This window comes from Guptibacillus hwajinpoensis, assembly GCF_020171785.1.
GTDB classification, from domain to species: domain Bacteria; phylum Bacillota; class Bacilli; order Bacillales; family Guptibacillaceae; genus Guptibacillus; species Guptibacillus sedimenti.
In genome coordinates, this window is the sequence record NZ_JAIVAE010000019.1 from 15,417 (window position 1) to 32,250 (window position 16,834).

18 protein-coding genes are annotated in these 16,834 nt (G+C 40.9%); all 18 read left to right on the forward strand.

Going from position 1 to position 16,834, the window contains the following annotated elements; genetic code table 11:
- Positions 1-185: 185 nt before the first annotated feature.
- The 18 genes from veg (at position 186) to yabQ (ending at position 16,827) form a co-directional block, all read left to right on the forward strand.
- The gene (veg, locus tag LCL91_RS20755; RefSeq protein ID WP_098445908.1) at positions 186-443 is read left to right on the forward strand and encodes a biofilm formation stimulator Veg; all 258 of its coding nucleotides are present in this window, start codon (positions 186-188) and stop codon (positions 441-443) included.
- A 134-nt stretch (positions 444-577) separates the two neighbouring features.
- Complete coding sequence (locus LCL91_RS20760; protein WP_098445909.1) at positions 578-760, forward strand: small, acid-soluble spore protein, alpha/beta type; 183 nt, start codon at positions 578-580, stop codon at positions 758-760.
- A 160-nt stretch (positions 761-920) separates the two neighbouring features.
- Positions 921-1,790 carry a 4-(cytidine 5'-diphospho)-2-C-methyl-D-erythritol kinase gene (ispE, locus tag LCL91_RS20765; protein ID WP_224885235.1) on the forward strand — a complete coding sequence of 290 codons (870 nt, stop codon included), beginning with the start codon at positions 921-923 and terminating at the stop codon, positions 1,788-1,790.
- A 62-nt stretch (positions 1,791-1,852) separates the two neighbouring features.
- Entirely contained in the window at positions 1,853-2,707 is an 855-nt protein-coding gene (gene purR, locus LCL91_RS20770; RefSeq protein WP_098445911.1) for a pur operon repressor, read from the forward strand.
- The gene (locus LCL91_RS20775) at positions 2,704-3,078 is read left to right on the forward strand and encodes a RidA family protein (RefSeq protein ID WP_224885237.1); all 375 of its coding nucleotides are present in this window, start codon (positions 2,704-2,706) and stop codon (positions 3,076-3,078) included. The genes purR and LCL91_RS20775 overlap by 4 nt, the downstream gene beginning before the upstream one ends.
- A 204-nt stretch (positions 3,079-3,282) precedes the next feature.
- Positions 3,283-3,573 (forward strand): septation regulator SpoVG, encoded by a 291-nt coding sequence (spoVG, locus tag LCL91_RS20780; protein WP_098445913.1) that lies wholly within the window; start codon positions 3,283-3,285, stop codon positions 3,571-3,573.
- Between the two features lie 194 nt (positions 3,574-3,767).
- Positions 3,768-5,135, forward strand: coding sequence for a bifunctional UDP-N-acetylglucosamine diphosphorylase/glucosamine-1-phosphate N-acetyltransferase GlmU (gene glmU / locus LCL91_RS20785; RefSeq protein ID WP_224885239.1), 1,368 nt, complete (start codon positions 3,768-3,770; stop codon positions 5,133-5,135).
- Between the two features lie 106 nt (positions 5,136-5,241).
- Positions 5,242-6,192, forward strand: coding sequence for a ribose-phosphate diphosphokinase (locus LCL91_RS20790; protein ID WP_159780777.1), 951 nt, complete (start codon positions 5,242-5,244; stop codon positions 6,190-6,192).
- 77 nt (positions 6,193-6,269) lie between these two features.
- Positions 6,270-6,920 carry a 50S ribosomal protein L25/general stress protein Ctc gene (locus LCL91_RS20795; RefSeq protein WP_224885241.1) on the forward strand — a complete coding sequence of 217 codons (651 nt, stop codon included), beginning with the start codon at positions 6,270-6,272 and terminating at the stop codon, positions 6,918-6,920.
- A 121-nt stretch (positions 6,921-7,041) separates the two neighbouring features.
- Positions 7,042-7,599: an aminoacyl-tRNA hydrolase gene (gene pth, locus LCL91_RS20800; protein WP_224885243.1), complete on the forward strand. Its 558-nt coding sequence runs from the start codon at positions 7,042-7,044 to the stop codon at positions 7,597-7,599.
- A gap of 57 nt (positions 7,600-7,656) precedes the next feature.
- Entirely contained in the window at positions 7,657-7,887 is a 231-nt protein-coding gene (locus LCL91_RS20805; RefSeq protein ID WP_224885245.1) for an anti-sigma-F factor Fin family protein, read from the forward strand.
- 194 nt (positions 7,888-8,081) lie between these two features.
- Positions 8,082-11,615: a transcription-repair coupling factor gene (mfd, locus tag LCL91_RS20810; RefSeq protein ID WP_224885247.1), complete on the forward strand. Its 3,534-nt coding sequence runs from the start codon at positions 8,082-8,084 to the stop codon at positions 11,613-11,615.
- A 151-nt stretch (positions 11,616-11,766) separates the two neighbouring features.
- Positions 11,767-12,297 carry a stage V sporulation protein T gene (gene spoVT / locus LCL91_RS20815; protein ID WP_224885249.1) on the forward strand — a complete coding sequence of 177 codons (531 nt, stop codon included), beginning with the start codon at positions 11,767-11,769 and terminating at the stop codon, positions 12,295-12,297.
- A gap of 174 nt (positions 12,298-12,471) precedes the next feature.
- The gene (locus tag LCL91_RS20820; RefSeq protein WP_224885251.1) at positions 12,472-14,064 is read left to right on the forward strand and encodes a putative polysaccharide biosynthesis protein; all 1,593 of its coding nucleotides are present in this window, start codon (positions 12,472-12,474) and stop codon (positions 14,062-14,064) included.
- A 3-nt stretch (positions 14,065-14,067) separates the two neighbouring features.
- Complete coding sequence (mazG, locus tag LCL91_RS20825) at positions 14,068-15,525, forward strand: nucleoside triphosphate pyrophosphohydrolase (RefSeq protein ID WP_224885253.1); 1,458 nt, start codon at positions 14,068-14,070, stop codon at positions 15,523-15,525.
- A 15-nt stretch (positions 15,526-15,540) separates the two neighbouring features.
- Positions 15,541-15,801 carry an RNA-binding S4 domain-containing protein gene (locus tag LCL91_RS20830; protein ID WP_098445923.1) on the forward strand — a complete coding sequence of 87 codons (261 nt, stop codon included), beginning with the start codon at positions 15,541-15,543 and terminating at the stop codon, positions 15,799-15,801.
- A 130-nt stretch (positions 15,802-15,931) separates the two neighbouring features.
- Positions 15,932-16,240 carry a sporulation protein YabP gene (gene yabP, locus LCL91_RS20835; protein WP_159780784.1) on the forward strand — a complete coding sequence of 103 codons (309 nt, stop codon included), beginning with the start codon at positions 15,932-15,934 and terminating at the stop codon, positions 16,238-16,240.
- Complete coding sequence (yabQ, locus tag LCL91_RS20840) at positions 16,237-16,827, forward strand: spore cortex biosynthesis protein YabQ (protein ID WP_224885256.1); 591 nt, start codon at positions 16,237-16,239, stop codon at positions 16,825-16,827. Before yabP ends, yabQ begins: the two co-directional genes overlap by 4 nt.
- Positions 16,828-16,834 lie beyond the last annotated feature (7 nt).

A 16,834-nucleotide genomic window follows, 5' to 3' on the forward strand; every position in this document is an offset into this window, starting at 1 on the left:
ACGCCTATAAATAAACAGTTTTCATCAATTACACATATTTTTCGACAAATTAAGAAATAATAAAAATGCACATCAGTAGTAAATAACAATTGACATTGTTTTTGCTTCGTTGTTATAATTTAAGTTTTATTTGACAAGATGGTGCAAAAGATGTTATAATTTGTCTAAGTGAGGTGGAGGTTCCGATGGCAAAAACGATTATTGAGATCAAACAAACGTTACAATCTCAGGTTGGCAAACGCTTGACCTTAAAGGCAAACGGAGGTCGCAGAAAGACAATTCAACGTTCAGGCATCCTTGAAGAAACCTACCCGGCAGTGTTCATAGTTAAGCTGGATCAGGACACTAACGCATTTGAGCGCGTGTCATACAGCTACACAGATATTCTTACAGATACAGTACAAATTACATTTAATGAAGAACAAGCGGCAGTAAGCGGTTAAGGCAATTGGTCTAACTGCTTTTTTGCTTTCTTTAGAAAGATTTATTCCCTTTTATGGTTACATATTCGTAGTATAATGGTTGCTTTCTATCCTCAAACTAAGCGTGTCACAGGATAGAAAGGAGCTTGATTCGCATGGCGAGACGTAGAGGGATTATGTCCGATCATTTGAAAGAAGAAATTGCGAAAGAGCTTGGCTTTTATGATACGGTTCAGAAAGAAGGTTGGGGAGGAATTAAAGCTCGCGATGCAGGTAACATCGTGAAGCGTGCGATTCAACTAGCAGAAGAACAGCTTGGAAACCAACAAAAACACTGAACCCTGTGACTGCCCCTGGCTAATAGCCAGGGGCTTTTTTTGTTGCGAAATGCTGCTACACTCCTTCTTAATCTGTTTCTTTCTTTTAGGGTTGTTGTGTTACAATAATTCACAGTAAGTTAAAATATCGAACGGTAGGACGAAAATGTAGGTGAACGAGATGAGAAAAAAATTGAGTGTGAAAGCGCCAGCGAAGATAAACTTAGCACTTGATGTGCTTCATAAACGACCTGATGGCTTTCATGAAGTGGAAATGGTTATGACGAATGTAGATTTGGCGGACCGTCTTGAGTTAACCGAGCTAAGACGGAATGAGATCATTATTGAATCCACTAGTGGTTTTGTACCTGATGATCAGAGAAATTTGGCGTTTCAAGCGGCAGCTCTCCTCAAAAACAAATTTAACATTCGGCAGGGGATTGCCATTAAAATCGATAAGCAAATTCCTGTAGCAGCTGGATTAGCTGGTGGAAGTAGTGATGCAGCAGCAACATTAAGAGGTCTTAATGAACTTTGGGAATTAGGACTTACTTATGATGAACTTGCTGATATAGGTTCTGAGATTGGCTCAGACGTGGCATTTTGCGTTTATGGAGGTACTGCCCTTGCCAAGGGGCGTGGAGAGATTATCAAGCCGATCGATTCACCTCCTCCGTGTTGGGTCATTCTTGCGAAACCGTCGATTGGTGTTTCGACAGCAGAAGTTTATCGACGACTTCGTACAAGTGAAATGGATCATCCTGATGTAGAAGGGATGATGCAGGCGATTGAGGACAAAAATTACGAAGCCATTTGTGACCTTCTAGGAAATGTTTTAGAAGATGTGACATTAAAACTTCACCCGGAAGTGCGTCAAATCAAAGAGAAAATGGAAAGTCTAGGTGCTGATGGCGTCCTAATGAGTGGAAGTGGACCGACTGTCTTTGGACTAACTCGTCACGAATCAAGAATGCAGCGAATTTATAATGGATTACGAGGCTTTTGTGGTCAAGTTTATGCGGTTCGTCTGCTAGGTGAGAAGAACCCTTGAATAAATCCGTACATTAGTGATATATTATGAGTAATTATTCGGATTTTTTTGGAGGTTCTTCTATGAAGATGAAACGGAGTTCTCGGTTAGTGGACATGACAAGGTATATGTTAGAGCATCCACACCGCTTAGTTTCACTAACTTATTTTTCAGAGCGCTACGGCGCAGCTAAATCTTCAATCAGCGAAGATTTGGTTATTATTAAAGAAAATTTTGAGCAACAAGGTGTTGGCTCGTTATTGACTGTTCCTGGTGCAGCTGGTGGTGTTCGATATATGCCGCTCATCAGTGATGAAGAAGCAGACCGCGTTGTTGGTGAGCTGTGTGATTTCTTAGAAAGTCCTGATCGCCTTCTTCCGGGTGGGTATTTGTATTTAACTGATATCCTAGGGAATCCAGAAATTATGAATCAGGTTGGCCGTCTTTTCGCATCGGTGTTTGCTGACCGTAAAATTGATTGCGTAATGACCGTTGCAACAAAAGGGATTCCACTCGCGTATGCAGCGGCCAGTCACCTCAACGTTCCGGTTGTTATCGTAAGGCGTGATAGCAAGGTAACAGAAGGCTCAACGGTAAGTATTAACTATGTATCTGGCTCATCCAAACGCATTCAAACGATGGCTCTGGCTCGTAGGAGTTTGAAGCCAGGCGCTAATGTCCTTATCGTGGACGACTTTATGAAAGCGGGTGGAACGATTCAAGGAATGGTAAACCTTCTTGAAGAGTTTCAAGCTGACGTAGCTGGAATAGGTGTTCTTGTTGAAGCAGAAGGTGAAGGAGAAGAACGATTGGTAGAAGAGTATGTCTCGATGATGAACCTAGGTGGAGTCGATATGAAAGAACGTTCGATTCAGGTAGCACCAGGGAACTACAAAAAATTTCTTGCGCGATTAACTGAAGGAGTGGAGAACGAATGAAAACTGTCTACACGAAATCAGCACCAGAAGCCATTGGCCCTTATTCACAAGGAATGATCGTTAACAATCTGTTTTATAGCTCGGGACAAATTCCTTTACGAGCAGATGGAACACTTGTTGATGGCGCCATTGAAGAGCAGACACACCAAGTCTTTTCGAATGTAAAAGCTGTTCTCGAAGCTGCAGGATCATCACTTAATCGCGTTGTGAAAACAACCGTGTACATTAAAGATATGAATCAATTTGGAGCGATCAATGAGATATATGGGGAATACTTTGATACACACAAGCCAGCGCGCTCCTGTGTTGAAGTAGCGCGACTTCCTAAAGATGCCCTTATTGAAATAGAAGTGATTGCCCTAGTAGGTTAATCAAGTTGACGCACTCATTTACTGAGTGCGTCTTTTTTAATCATTTCACTGTTTAGATTCTCTCATTTGTGTCGAACATGGATTTTATGAGCTACTAACAGCAAATTTTTATAACATTTTTTATATTTAGAAGAAGGATTTGTTGATTATAAGTTGAATAGTGCATATATGCTCTAATTAATGGAAAAAGGTGGTGCACTCGAGTTGGAAATTACAGATGTTCGCCTACGTCGTGTGAATACGGAAGGACGCATGCGCGCAATCGCTTCCATCACAATGGATCATGAATTCGTCGTTCATGATATTCGCGTTATTGATGGGAATAACGGCATGTTTGTAGCGATGCCAAGCAAAAGAACTCCGGATGGAGAGTTTCGCGATATCGCTCATCCAATTTCCTCGAATACAAGGGAAAAGATTCAAACTGCAGTTTTAGCTGAATACCATCGTGTTGGTGAAATGGAAGCAGCTTATGAAGAAGCAGGAGCTTCCTGATCGAAAAGTCTGGTCAATTGACCAGACTTTTTTTATGTTTTACGACTGAATAAAAGAATAAAAATCGAAATGTTCATCAACCTTTCTTTTCCAGCCTCATATATGGTGAGGATTTCAGGAACTTCCTTGAAAATGAGGGGTTTTTGAGATATAGTCAAAGTGGAAAAATAGGATGCGATGGAGGAACCATATACATGAATAGATTTGCAGTGGTATTAGCAGCAGGTCAAGGCACGCGGATGAAATCAAAGCTTTATAAAGTGCTCCACCCCGTTTGTGGGAAGCCGATGGTTGAACACGTAGTGGGTCAACTCGAAGAGCTTAAGCTTGAGAACATTGTCACTGTTGTCGGTCACGGCGCTGAGAAAGTTCGTGATCAACTTGGTAGTCGAGTCAATTATGTTCTCCAAGAAGAACAGTTAGGAACGGCTCATGCAGTCATGCAGACGCAAGAAACACTGGCAAATAATGAAGGTGTGACGCTTGTAGTATGCGGTGATACTCCTCTCATTACGAAAGAAACAATGGATGCTCTCTTAACATATCATGAGGAAAAGGGTGCAAAAGCTACGATTTTGACGGCAGACGCTGACAATCCATTTGGTTACGGACGAATTATCCGGGATGAAAATGGACGTGTTCAACGTATTGTTGAACAAAAAGATGCAACTGACGATGAACAGCAAGTGACGGAAATTAATACAGGTACATACTGTTTTGATAACAAAACCCTTTTTGAGACGCTTCAGCTAGTAAAAAATGAAAATGCTCAGGGAGAATATTATCTACCGGATGTTGTTGAGATTCTTCAAAAACAAGGTGAAGTCGTAGCAGCTTATCAAACAGCAGATTTCGATGAAACCATGGGCGTGAATGATCGTGTTGCACTTTCAAAAGCAGAAGTTGCAATGAAAAAGCGCATTAATGAGAAACATATGCGTAACGGCGTAACTCTCATTGATCCTGATGCAACATACATTTCTCCAGATGCTGTGATTGGTCAAGATACGGTCATTTATCCAGGCACAACGATAGTTGGCAGCACCACAATTGGTGAAGAAGCTAAGGTTGGGCCTAATACTGAAATAAAAGATAGTCAGGTTGGAGATATGACCGTTGTGAAACAATCGGTTATTCATGATAGCAAAGTAGGAAATGCTGTAAATATTGGACCGTTTGCCCACATTCGACCGGCTTCACAAATCAGTGATGAAGTGAAGATTGGAAACTTTGTGGAAGTGAAAAAAGCTGTGATGGGTCATGGAAGCAAAGCTTCTCACTTGAGTTATGTCGGCGATGCTGAAATCGGAAAAGATGTGAATCTTGGCTGTGGTTCTATTACTGTTAATTATGATGGGCAGAAAAAGTACTTAACGAAAGTTGAAGATGGGGCATTCATTGGCTGTAATGTGAATTTGATCGCACCTGTAACAGTAGGGAAAGGTGCAACGGTAGCGGCCGGCTCTACAATTACAGATGATGTTCCTAACCAGGCGCTATCCATCGCGCGCTCTCGTCAGACGAATAAAGAAGATTATGCAACAAAGAAGAAGGACAATTGATTTTTATAGGATAAGAAAGTATGAAAAGAATGTTGTCTGCTCAAGCTTTGAGGAGTCGATAAAGCATTTGTGTTTTTCTTATTAATAAATGGAGGGGTACCAGCCGATGGCTAATTATTTAGATCCAAATTTGAAAGTGTTTAGTTTAAATTCGAATCCTGACCTTGCAGAAGAGATTGTAGAGCACATAGGTGTTCCAATGGGAAAATGTTCTGTTGTGCGCTTTAGTGACGGAGAAATCCAAATTAACATTGAAGAAAGTATCCGTGGCTGCGATGTTTATGTAATTCAATCAACATGTGCCCCTGTAAATGAAAACATTATGGAGCTTCTCATTATGATTGATGCTTTAAAGAGAGCTTCCGCGAAAACAATCAATATTGTGCTTCCTTATTACGGATACGCTCGTCAGGATCGTAAGGCAAGATCTCGGGAACCGATTACGGCGAAATTGGTAGCAAACCTTCTTGAAGTAGCTGGAGTAACGCGTCTTATTACGTTGGATCTTCACGCATCCCAGATTCAAGGATTTTTTGATATTCCAGTTGACCAGTTGATGGGTGTTCCTACGCTTGCGAAACACTTTGAAGAAAAGAACCTTGAAGATATTGTCGTGGTGTCCCCAGACCATGGTGGAGTAACTCGTGCTCGTAAACTTGCTGAGCGCCTAAAAGCGCCAATTGCAATTATTGATAAGCGTCGCCCACGTCCGAATGTGGCTGAAGTTATGAATATTGTTGGTAACATTGAAGGCAAAACAGCCATTATTATTGACGATATTATTGATACGGCCGGTACAATTACGCTAGCAGCTAACGCGCTGATCGAAAACGGAGCAAAAGAAGTGTTTGCCTGCTGTACACACCCTGTCTTGTCAGGTCCAGCAATCGAACGAATTGATAATTCTAAAATTAAAGAACTTGCCATTACGAATACGATTCCACTTCCGAATGACAAGCAAATCGATAAGATTACACAGCTGTCTGTGGCACCTCTTCTTGGTGAAGCAATCATCCGTGTTCATGAGCAACTTTCAGTAAGTAAATTATTTGATTAAATGAAATACGTTTATTGCCACCTGATTATGGGTATTCATAATAGTAGAGTAAAACCTAATCAGGAAGGTGATTAATAATGGCAGCAACATTAAAAGCATTAGATCGTAATACAACTAAAAGAAGTGAACTTAGAACACTACGCGAAACTGAAGAAGGTCTTCCGGGCGTTCTTTACGGAAAAGACCGCAAAAGCGCTCCGGTACAGGTGGACGCTCTTGAATTCATTAAGGTATATCGTCAGGTCGGAAAAAATGGCGTTATTGAGTTGAACTTCGAAGGTCAGGGTACTTATCCTGTTATGGTATATGATATGCAAGTTGATCCAATTAAAAACCACGTTCTTCACGTTGACTTCTATTCTGTTGATCTTAACAAGGAAGTAGAAGCAGAAGTTCCGGTTCACTTAACTGGCGAAGCTGCGGGAAGTAAAGATGGCGGCGTTGTTCAGCAGATGCTTCATGAAATTCTTGTAAAAGCTAAGCCTAATGATTTCCCTGATAGCATCGATGTTGATATTTCAGAACTTAACATTGGTGACGCTGTACAAGCTGGAGATCTGCCAAAAGGTGATAAATACGAAATTCTTCTAGATGCTGAAGAGCCGATTGCTTCAATCGTGCCTCCAACAGAAGAGCCTGCTGAAGACGAAGAAGAAGCTGATGAGGTAGCAGAAGAGCCACCAGCAGATCAAGAAGAAACTGGTGACGAAACAACGAAAACAGAATAAACAACAAGGACGTAACCGAACGGGTTACGTCTTTTTTTCAAGATAAAGAGACTTCAGGTGATTAAGTGCACGAATTTTTGATACGATAGAAGAAAAGCAATGAAAGGTAGGGCGTCAGGCGTTGAAATTAATTGTAGGTCTCGGTAACCCGGGAAAGAAATTTAATAATACAAGACATAATGTAGGATTTATGGCGATTGACCAACTTGCAAAAGAGATGGGAATTGCGTTAGATCAAAAGAAGTTTCAGGGTGTATACGGTAAAGGTATGGTAAATGGAGAAGCCGTTTATCTATTAAAACCACAAACCTTTATGAATTTGTCAGGAGAATCCGTACGTCCATTGATGGAATACTTTAATATTGAGGTAGCAGACTTGCTTGTCATTTATGATGATTTGGATCTTCCTACTGGTAAAGTGCGAATTCGACAGAAGGGCAGCGCGGGTGGACATAATGGAATGAAGTCCATTATCACACACCTCCATACACAAGAATTTAAGAGGGTGCGAATCGGAATTGATCGATCAGCACGCCAGACTGTCATTGACTATGTTTTAAAACCTTTCTCAAAAGAAGAAGAAGAGCCGATTCAACTTGCTATCGAGCAAACGGCAAAAGCGTGTGAAGCATGGACAACAACCTCTTTTCCAGAAGTGATGAATCAATATAACTCGTGAATATCCTGTCATTCTCCCGTCCATACTAGTAAAAGATAGGAACAGGGAGGATCTTTTATGGATATTCATTACGTATGCCGTCACTGTGGAACGGAAATTGGAAGACTGTCACAACAAAACCACACAACTGACGAACTGGGGTTTCAACAGCTAACTGAGAAGGAGCGCCAGACAATGGTTCACTATCACCATGATGGAACAATTGAAGTGAAAGCCATTTGCGAAGATTGCCATGAAGCCATGGAGCGATCGCCGTCTTTTCATGAGCTTGATACATTTATTCAGTAAGAAGCTTTGGGAGTGCGTCCAAAGCATTTTTGCGTTAACCAAAGGAACCAACCGATTTCAAGACCAATAGATTTTAGAGGTTTTTAAGATTCTGTGCGAAGTTTGTTAATGTCCATCGTTTCAGCACAAGCGTATTAAGACGATTTACGACATGCTTGCACTTTTCCATAGTGAGAGGGGAGAATAATTTACCGATGTTAGGTTTAAGAGAATATTTTAGTAAGGGCGATGAATTTCAGTCCGTGTTTACCGGGGTGAAGGAGGGGCTTAAAGAACAACTCGTTGCAGGGCTAGCTGGTTCTGCTCGGATGCTTCTGATGGCCTCTCTCTATCATGAAACAAAGCGTCCTCAGCTCATTATTACCCACAATTTGTATCAAGCTCAGAAGCTCTATGAAGATATGTGTGAGCTTGTCTCTCAAGATGAAGTTTACTTGTATCCTGTAAATGAGCTCATTTCTTCAGAAATTGCCATAGCAAGCCCTGAATTAAGAGGACAGCGAATGGAAGCTTTAAATTATTGGATAAAGAATAAAAACGGGATCGTTATTGCGCCAATTTCCGGCGTTAGAAGATATCTTCCTCCAAAAAGGATCTGGCAAAAAAGCCAAATTTCATTTGCTGTGGGCGACGACATTCCTTTAGATGAAACGCTCGCTACTTTTGTCGCTATGGGATATGAACGTGTACCAATGGTTTCTTCACCAGGCGAATTTAGCGTCAGAGGCGGTATTATCGACATTTATCCTTTGACGGAAAATAGCCCAATCCGAATTGAATTATTCGATACAGAAGTGGATTCGATTCGATTTTTTGATATCGAGTCTCAACGATCTGCAAATAAAACAGATCGCATTACAATTGGACCTGCAGATGAAGTTGTATTATTTCCAGAAAATTATCAACGAGGGGCAGAGCGCCTTCAGAAAGAATTGCAGGCTTCACTAAAAAAAGTGAAAGATCAGAAAGTAAAAGAAGCCATGCACCAAAACATTACGTATGAAATTGATCAGCTGAAAAGTGAGCAAAATTTTCAGGGTGTGATCAAGTATATGGATTATTATTATGACCAGCCTGCAAGTTTACTAGATTATTTACCTGAGGATGGTCTGGTTGTTTTTGATGAAGTGAGCCGAATACAAGAAATGTCTTCTGATCTGGATAAAGAAGAAGCAGAATGGCAAACAGCTCTCCTAAATCAGGGGGAAATTGTGTCATCTGTTTCCTTATCGAGATCTTACGATACGTTATTCGCAAAGCCTGTTCACTCAACAATCTATTTATCGATCTTCTTACGACACGTTCCATATACAAATCCACAAAACATTATTAATGTTTCAAGTAAAGCAATGCAGAACTTCCACGGTCAGATGAAAGTACTAACTAGTGAAATTGAGCGGTGGAAAAAAAGCGGTATCGCCATTGTTTTTCTTGCAGCAACAGAAGAGCGAAGGAAGCGCCTTGAGCGAGTTCTAGAAGATTATGAAATCAATGCGATGATGGTAGAACAAGATACGCCGATTTCCCATCAGCAGCCACAAATTTTAATAGGTAGCCTAAACGGTGGGTTTGAATTACCGATGCAGAAGCTAGCTGTTCTAACAGAAGCGGAAGTATTTACGAAACAATCGAAAAAGCCAAGACGTTCTCAAAAGATGTCGAACGCTGAACGAATTAAAAGCTATTCAGAGTTGAAGGTCGGCGATTACATTGTTCACGTTAATCACGGAATAGGGAAATATCTCGGTATACGCACACTAGAAGTTAGCGGCATTCATAAAGATTATCTGTATGTGAGCTATGCGGGTAATGATAATTTGTATGTGCCGGTGGAGCAAATCGATCAAGTGATGAAATATGTTGGTTCTGAAGGAAAAGAACCGAAGCTCTACAAACTTGGTGGAACGGAATGGAAAAAAGTAAAGCGTAAAGTTCAATCCTCTGTTGAAGACATAGCTGACGACTTAATTAAATTGTATGCCGAACGTGAGGCGAGCGTTGGCCATAAGTTTGAGAAGGATACAGAAGAGCAGAGGGAGTTCGAAGCTGCCTTTCCGTACCAAGAAACGGATGATCAGCTCCGAGCCATTCAAGAAATTAAAGAAGACATGGAAAAAACACGTCCGATGGATCGATTGCTGTGTGGTGATGTAGGTTATGGTAAAACCGAAGTTAGTATTCGAGCTGCGTTTAAAGCTATTATGGATGGAAAACAGGTGGCTTTTCTAGTGCCGACAACAATTCTCGCTCAACAGCATTTTGCGACGATACAGGAGCGTTTTGCGGATCATCCTATTAACATAGGGCTATTAAGCCGCTTCCGCTCAAGGAAAGAGCAAAATGAGACGTTAAAGGGTGTTAAAAACGGTACGGTTGATATTGTGATTGGTACACACCGGCTTTTATCGAAAGACGTCACGTATCATGATCTTGGCCTCCTGATCGTCGATGAAGAACAACGTTTTGGTGTCACTCATAAAGAAAAAATCAAGAAGTTAAAAGCGAACGTAGATGTGTTAACCCTTACTGCAACACCAATTCCAAGAACGCTTCATATGTCAATGTTAGGTGTTCGAGATTTATCCGTTATCGAGACGCCTCCAGAAAACCGCTTCCCTGTACAAACGTATGTGGTCGAATATAATGGGACACTTGTACGAGAAGCCATTGAAAGGGAGCTTGCGCGTGGAGGACAGGTTTATTTCCTTTATAACCGCGTAGAGTCTATTGATTACATGACAGATCAAATTCGAACGCTTGTCCCTGAAGCGAGAGTTAGCTTTGCTCATGGGCAAATGAGTGAAACTGAGCTCGAATCAGTTATGATTGATTTTCTTGATGGAAATTATGACGTACTCGTTAGTACAACCATTATTGAAACAGGTGTAGATATTCCAAACGTTAATACCCTTCTTGTCTACGATGGCGATAAAATGGGACTGTCTCAGCTATATCAGCTCCGTGGTCGAGTAGGTCGCTCGAATCGTGTTGCTTATGCTTATATTACGTATCAACGAGATAAAGTTCTAACAGAAGTAGCAGAGAAACGTCTTCAAGCGATTAAAGAATTTACTGAGTTAGGTTCCGGATTTAAAATCGCTATGCGCGATCTTTCTATTCGGGGTGCTGGTAACCTTCTTGGAGCAGAACAGCATGGGTTTATTGATTCGGTCGGTTTCGATTTATATTCTCAGATGTTAAAAGATGCAATTGAAGAACGAAAAGGCGATGCACCAAAAGAGAAAGCGTTCAGCGTTGAAATTGATCTTGAGGTAGATGCTTACATTCCTGGTACGTATATTAACGATGAGAAGCAGAAAATTGATATGTATAAACGTTTCCGATCAATTGAATCATTGAAAGACATCATGGATTTACAAGATGAGATGATGGATCGTTTTGGAGATTTTCCAGAAGAGGTTGAATATCTCTTCCAAGTGTCTCGTATGAAAGAGCTTGCCAAAGAAGTAAAAGTTGAAAAAGTTGGCCGAAGTAAGAAAGACATTCAGCTACTTTTCCATGAATCAGCGCGAGAAGCAATTGGAGGAGAAACGATCTTTGAGGTAGCGAATGAATTTGGGAATAAACTCTCCTTGGGAGCAGATGGAAATAAAGTAAAGGTAGTGGTGAAGGGGAGAGGTCTTGAAACAAAGGGACATCTTCAGCTTGTTGAAAAAGTTTTAAAGAAAGTAAAGGGAGCAAAAAAGCAGCCAATGAATGCGAATTAAAGCCGATTTTGGAGGAACCTCATAATTTTGACAGGTTTGTGAATAGAACTCATACGTCCAAACGATACTAATGGAAACATATTGTAGAACATGCAATAGAAAAAGTGATTGGAGCAATCACCTACAACTTCCAGAAAGCGAGGCAACTTAGATGAAAGCAACAGGTATCGTGCGTCGTATTGATGATTTGGGGCGTGTTGTTATCCCGAAAGAAATTCGCAGAACACTCAGGATTAGAGAAGGGGACCCACTGGAGATTTTTGTTGATCGAGAAGGGGAAGTTATTCTCAAAAAATACTCTCCAATCAGTGAGCTTGGTGATTTTGCGAAAGAATACGCAGAGTCTCTAGCAGAGCATTCGGGGCATATTGCCCTTATCTCTGATCGCGACGTCTACATTACAACTGCGGGTGGTCCAAAGAAAGAATACTTAAACAAAAGCATTGGCGAATCTGTAGAAAAAGCGATGAATGAACGAAGATGTTTGCTAAATGAAAGTAAATCTGAACTCATTGAAGGTGTTTCTGTTGAGACAGGACATGTGATTGCTCCAATAATAGCGAATGGCGATCCAATTGGAACGGTCATCTTACTTGCGAAAGAAGATGAAAAGGTAACGGAATTGGAACAAAAGTTAGCTGAAACAGCAGCGGGTTTTCTTGCAAGACAAATGGAACAATAGAACAGCGATTAAATGGAGGCCAACGCCTCCATTTTCTTTGGTTTAAAAGATGGGAAAGTCTAGTCGACTTGAATTAGGCGCTTGTACTCCTCTCCTCGGCTTTCAAAACTTTCCCATTTTGTCTCATATGATATAATTCGTACATAAACACGTATTGAATTTTGGCAGGTGGGTATGAAAACAGAAGAAAATCAAAAAGGATTCTGGCACGGAGCGCTTTTACTTACTGCAGTCGCTCTTTTTATGAAGGTGCTCAGCGTTGGCTATCGAATTCCTTATCAAAATATTACTGGTGACATCGGTTTTTACGTTTATCAACAAATTTACCCGTTCTACTCGATCGCTATCATTCTTGCTACATATGGGTTTCCGGTTGTCATTTCTCGTCTTATTTCTGAACAGCTTGCAGCAAATAACGTTGATCAAGCAAAAGAGCTTTCTCGTTATAGCTTCTATATTCTTGCTATGCTTGGTTTTGGTGGGTTTCTTTTCCTGTATGTTTCTGCTCCTTTGTTAGCTACGTTAATGGAGGATCACCGTTTAATTGGACCGCTGCGCACGACAGCCTTTTCTTTTCTTATTATGCCTGGTATTGCGTCGATTAGAGGTTATTTTCAAGGACAAGAAAATGTGGTTCCTACAGCGTGGTCACAAGTAACCGAACAATCTGTTCGTGTTGTAGCAATTCTTACGATATCGATCAGTCTTGTTGGAGGCGGAGCGGATGCCTATGCAGCGGGAACTGGCGCTGCACTGGGTTCATTAGTAGGTGGCCTTGCAGCCTTCATTTTGCTCTTTGTTCTTCGTTATCGACATGAGCCGCTCCGTATAAATTCTCTAAAGGCACGCTCGTTTCGTTTTTTTGCCGTCGCTCGCAGGATCTTAACGGAAGGCACATTAGTATGTGTCAGTGCTCTTGTGATGGTCCTTTTCCAGCTAATGGACGCAGTAACCATTGTACCGGGGTTAATGGAACATGGACTTTCTTCAATAGCAGCTAGGGAAACAAAAGGAATATTTGATCGGGGTCAGCCCCTTATGCAGGTGGGCACAGTGCTTGCTACCTCACTTTCATTATCAATCGTACCGGTGATCTCCAAAGCATCAGCGGAAAAACAAAAGGAGTTCATTCGTGATAAGGCTGCTCTTTCTCTAAAAGTTAGTTTTGTTATTGGACTTGCAGCTTCCGCAGGGCTAGCGCTCATTATGAAGGAAACCAATGTGATGCTTTTTAGAGATCAATCTCTTTCACCTACGCTCAGCCTTCTTGCATTTGCAATTTTCTTCAGTTCCCTTGCGATGACTGCAGCAGGTATTTTGCAAGGTGTGGGTTTAGCAAGAAAAGCGGCTCGTTATGCTTTAATTGGTATATTTGTGAAGGCCTTTTTAAATCTTATTTTGATTCCACTAATAGGCATTAATGGGGCTGCATTTGCGACAGTCATTGGCTTTGGAGTGGTTGCCGGACTAACTGTTTTTGCGGTGCATTCTAACGTTAAATTGATTGAATATCCTTTCTATTTAAGACGAGCTGTAGCGGCAGTGATGGTCATGAGTACAGCTGTAATGATACTGCAGTTCTTTATTCCATCGTTTCTATCTAGAGGACTATCCAGTATCTCAGCACTTTGTGGGGCCATAGTTGGAGGCCTCATCTTTGGATTCGCAACACTCATACTGCAAGTATTTACAGAGAAAGAATTACTGCAATTACCTAAAGGAGAGAAGATCTCTTTATATCAAACCAAATTAAAGAAAGGAGCCTGAACGATGGCGAGTATTACAATTATTGGAACTGGAGCGGGAGACCTTACTCAGCTCTCTCTCGGCAGCTATCGGAAGCTGAAGTCGGCTGATCGAATTTTTGCAAGAACGCTTGATCACCCTGTCCTTAGAGAGTTAATGAGTGAAGGGCTTGTGGTGACCGGTTTTGACAACATTTATGAAAGTAATGATTCTTTTGAGGAAACGTACCGCACCATTGTGGACCGTCTATTTGAAGAGGCACAACAGGGCTCTCTCATTTATGCTGTTCCTGGACATCCAATGATGGCTGAGGCGACTGTACAGCTCCTCTTAGAGGAGCAAGCTCAGCATGGTGTTGAAGTGATTGTTGCTGGAGGACAAAGTTTCCTTGATGATCTATTTACTGCGGTTCGAATCGATCCAATTGAAGGCTGTCAGATTCTCGATGCAACGCGGTTCACGAAATCTGAGGTTCAAGTACGGAATCATTTAATATTTGTACAGGTTTATGATCAATTCACTGCTTCAAGTGTTAAATTAACCTTAATGGAGCTTTTGCCTGATGATTACGAGGTGACTGTTCTACAAGCAGCGGGGAGTCAGGACGAGAAAATAATGACAGTACCCTTGTTCGAGTTAGACCGGTCAATGGAAGTTAATAATTTGACGGCAGTATACGTTCCACCTGTAAAGGATACAACGCTTTTATATCAGGATTTTGAATGGGTTCGACATGTGGTAGCAAGACTACGCGGCCCTGGAGGCTGTCCTTGGGATCAGAAGCAAACGCACGAATCATTAAAAAAATACTTAATTGAAGAAGCTTATGAAGTGTTAGAAGCAATAGACGATCAAGACGGTGAACATCTTTCTGATGAGTTAGGCGATGTATTGCTTCAGGTTCTCTTACATGCTCAAATTGGTGAGGACGAGGGGATGTTTACAATGGAGGACGTTATCGGAAAGTTAAGCGATAAATTAATTCGAAGACATCCACACGTGTTTGGAAACGAACAGGTTCAAACCGCTGAGGAAGTAGTAGGGCTTTGGAATCAAGTGAAAGAACAGGAAAAGGATGCTGCCCCATCACAGTTTGATACGATTCAGAAAGGCCTTCCTGGTCTCATGCGAGCAAACGAACTACAAAAATCAGCTGCGAAAGTGGGTTTCGACTGGGATGAAGTCGATCCAATTTTGGAGAAAGTTCAAGAGGAACTAACTGAATTTAAAGAAGCTGTGAAAAATAAAACGTTTCATGATCAGGAAGACGAGCTTGGAGACTTATTATTTGCGCTCGTGAATGTAGCTCGCTACTATAAAATTGATCCAGAAGTAGCCATTCACCGCACCAATCATAAATTTGTTTCTCGTTTTCAATATATTGAGAGACGAGTAAAGGAAAAAGGACTTGAAATAGAGAAGTTATCACTTGAAGAACTAGATTATTTCTGGAATGAAGCAAAGCAAAAAGGAATTAAATAGGGAGCGTTGAAACAAATGAGATTAGATAAATTTCTAAAAGTATCACGATTAATTAAGCGCCGATCCATCGCAAAAGAAATTTGTGATAAAGGGCGTATTGAAGTAAATGGTAACAAAGCGAAAGCAGGCACGAATGTTAAAGCGGGTGATGAGCTAGTGATTTCATTTGGTCATAAAAAAGTGACGGCTCGCGTGGATGAGATAAAAGAAACGACAAAGAAAGAAGAAGCAAATAACATGTTTACCATCCTAAAAGAAGAAGCAGCTGGTGAATAAAAGGACCTGATCAGGTCCTTTTTTTGCTAGGAAGAGAAGAAGGTTTATGCTGATCCGTTATCCCTATCCATAGCTTGTTCTAAAAGATACCTCTTTTTCATAGACATGTATCGAGAAGAGGGGGAGAGCGATGGATAATTATTATGAGTACGGCACATATGATAAAGCTTCAAACACACCTGAACACGATTTAGTTATGAAGTCACGTAAGTCGCTTGAAATTACTGGGGTGAAGCACGTCGATAGCTTTGATAATGAGGAATTCCTTTTAGAAACCACCATGGGTTTTCTCGCAATACGCGGTCAGCACTTGAAAATGAAAAATTTAAATGTGGAGCAAGGACGTGTCTCGATTGAAGGGAAAATTTTTGATCTGAGCTACCTCGACCATCATGAAGGGGAAAAAGCTAAAGGATTCTTTAGCAAGTTATTCAAATGACATTATCGGTGCAATTCTATACGATGGTTGCGATGGTGGCTATGGGAGTGTGGCTTGGAATAGCCATGGATACCTATAGCCGTTTTCTTCATCCAAATAGGAAAAAAAATTGGTTGCTTTATGCTAATGATGTTGTCTTTTGGCTACTACAGGGACTACTTATATTTTATGTTCTGTATTATGTTAATGAAGGAGCGATCCGATTTTATGTCTTTTTAGCCATATTATGTGGCTATTCAGCCTATCGCGCTCTTTTTCAACCGTTATATCGTCGTTTATTAGAACGAATTATTTTAGTGGTTCTAGCAACCAGTCGCTTTATTAAATCACTGTTTCTTCATTTGATCTACAAGCCTTTAAGGTTCATATTGAAAGTTCTATTTAGCTTATGTATGATGATAGTGAGTATGATGACAACCATTATTTGGTTTATCTTTAATGTTTTTTGGGTACCGTTAAAGTGGGCAATTTCGTTGATATGGCGATTATTGCCTCAACAGGTGCAGACATCACTAACAAAAGTAGCAGGAGTTGCCGATAAAATAAAGAACTACATATACCAATGGTTAACTAAAATACGAAAGTGAGGAGGGA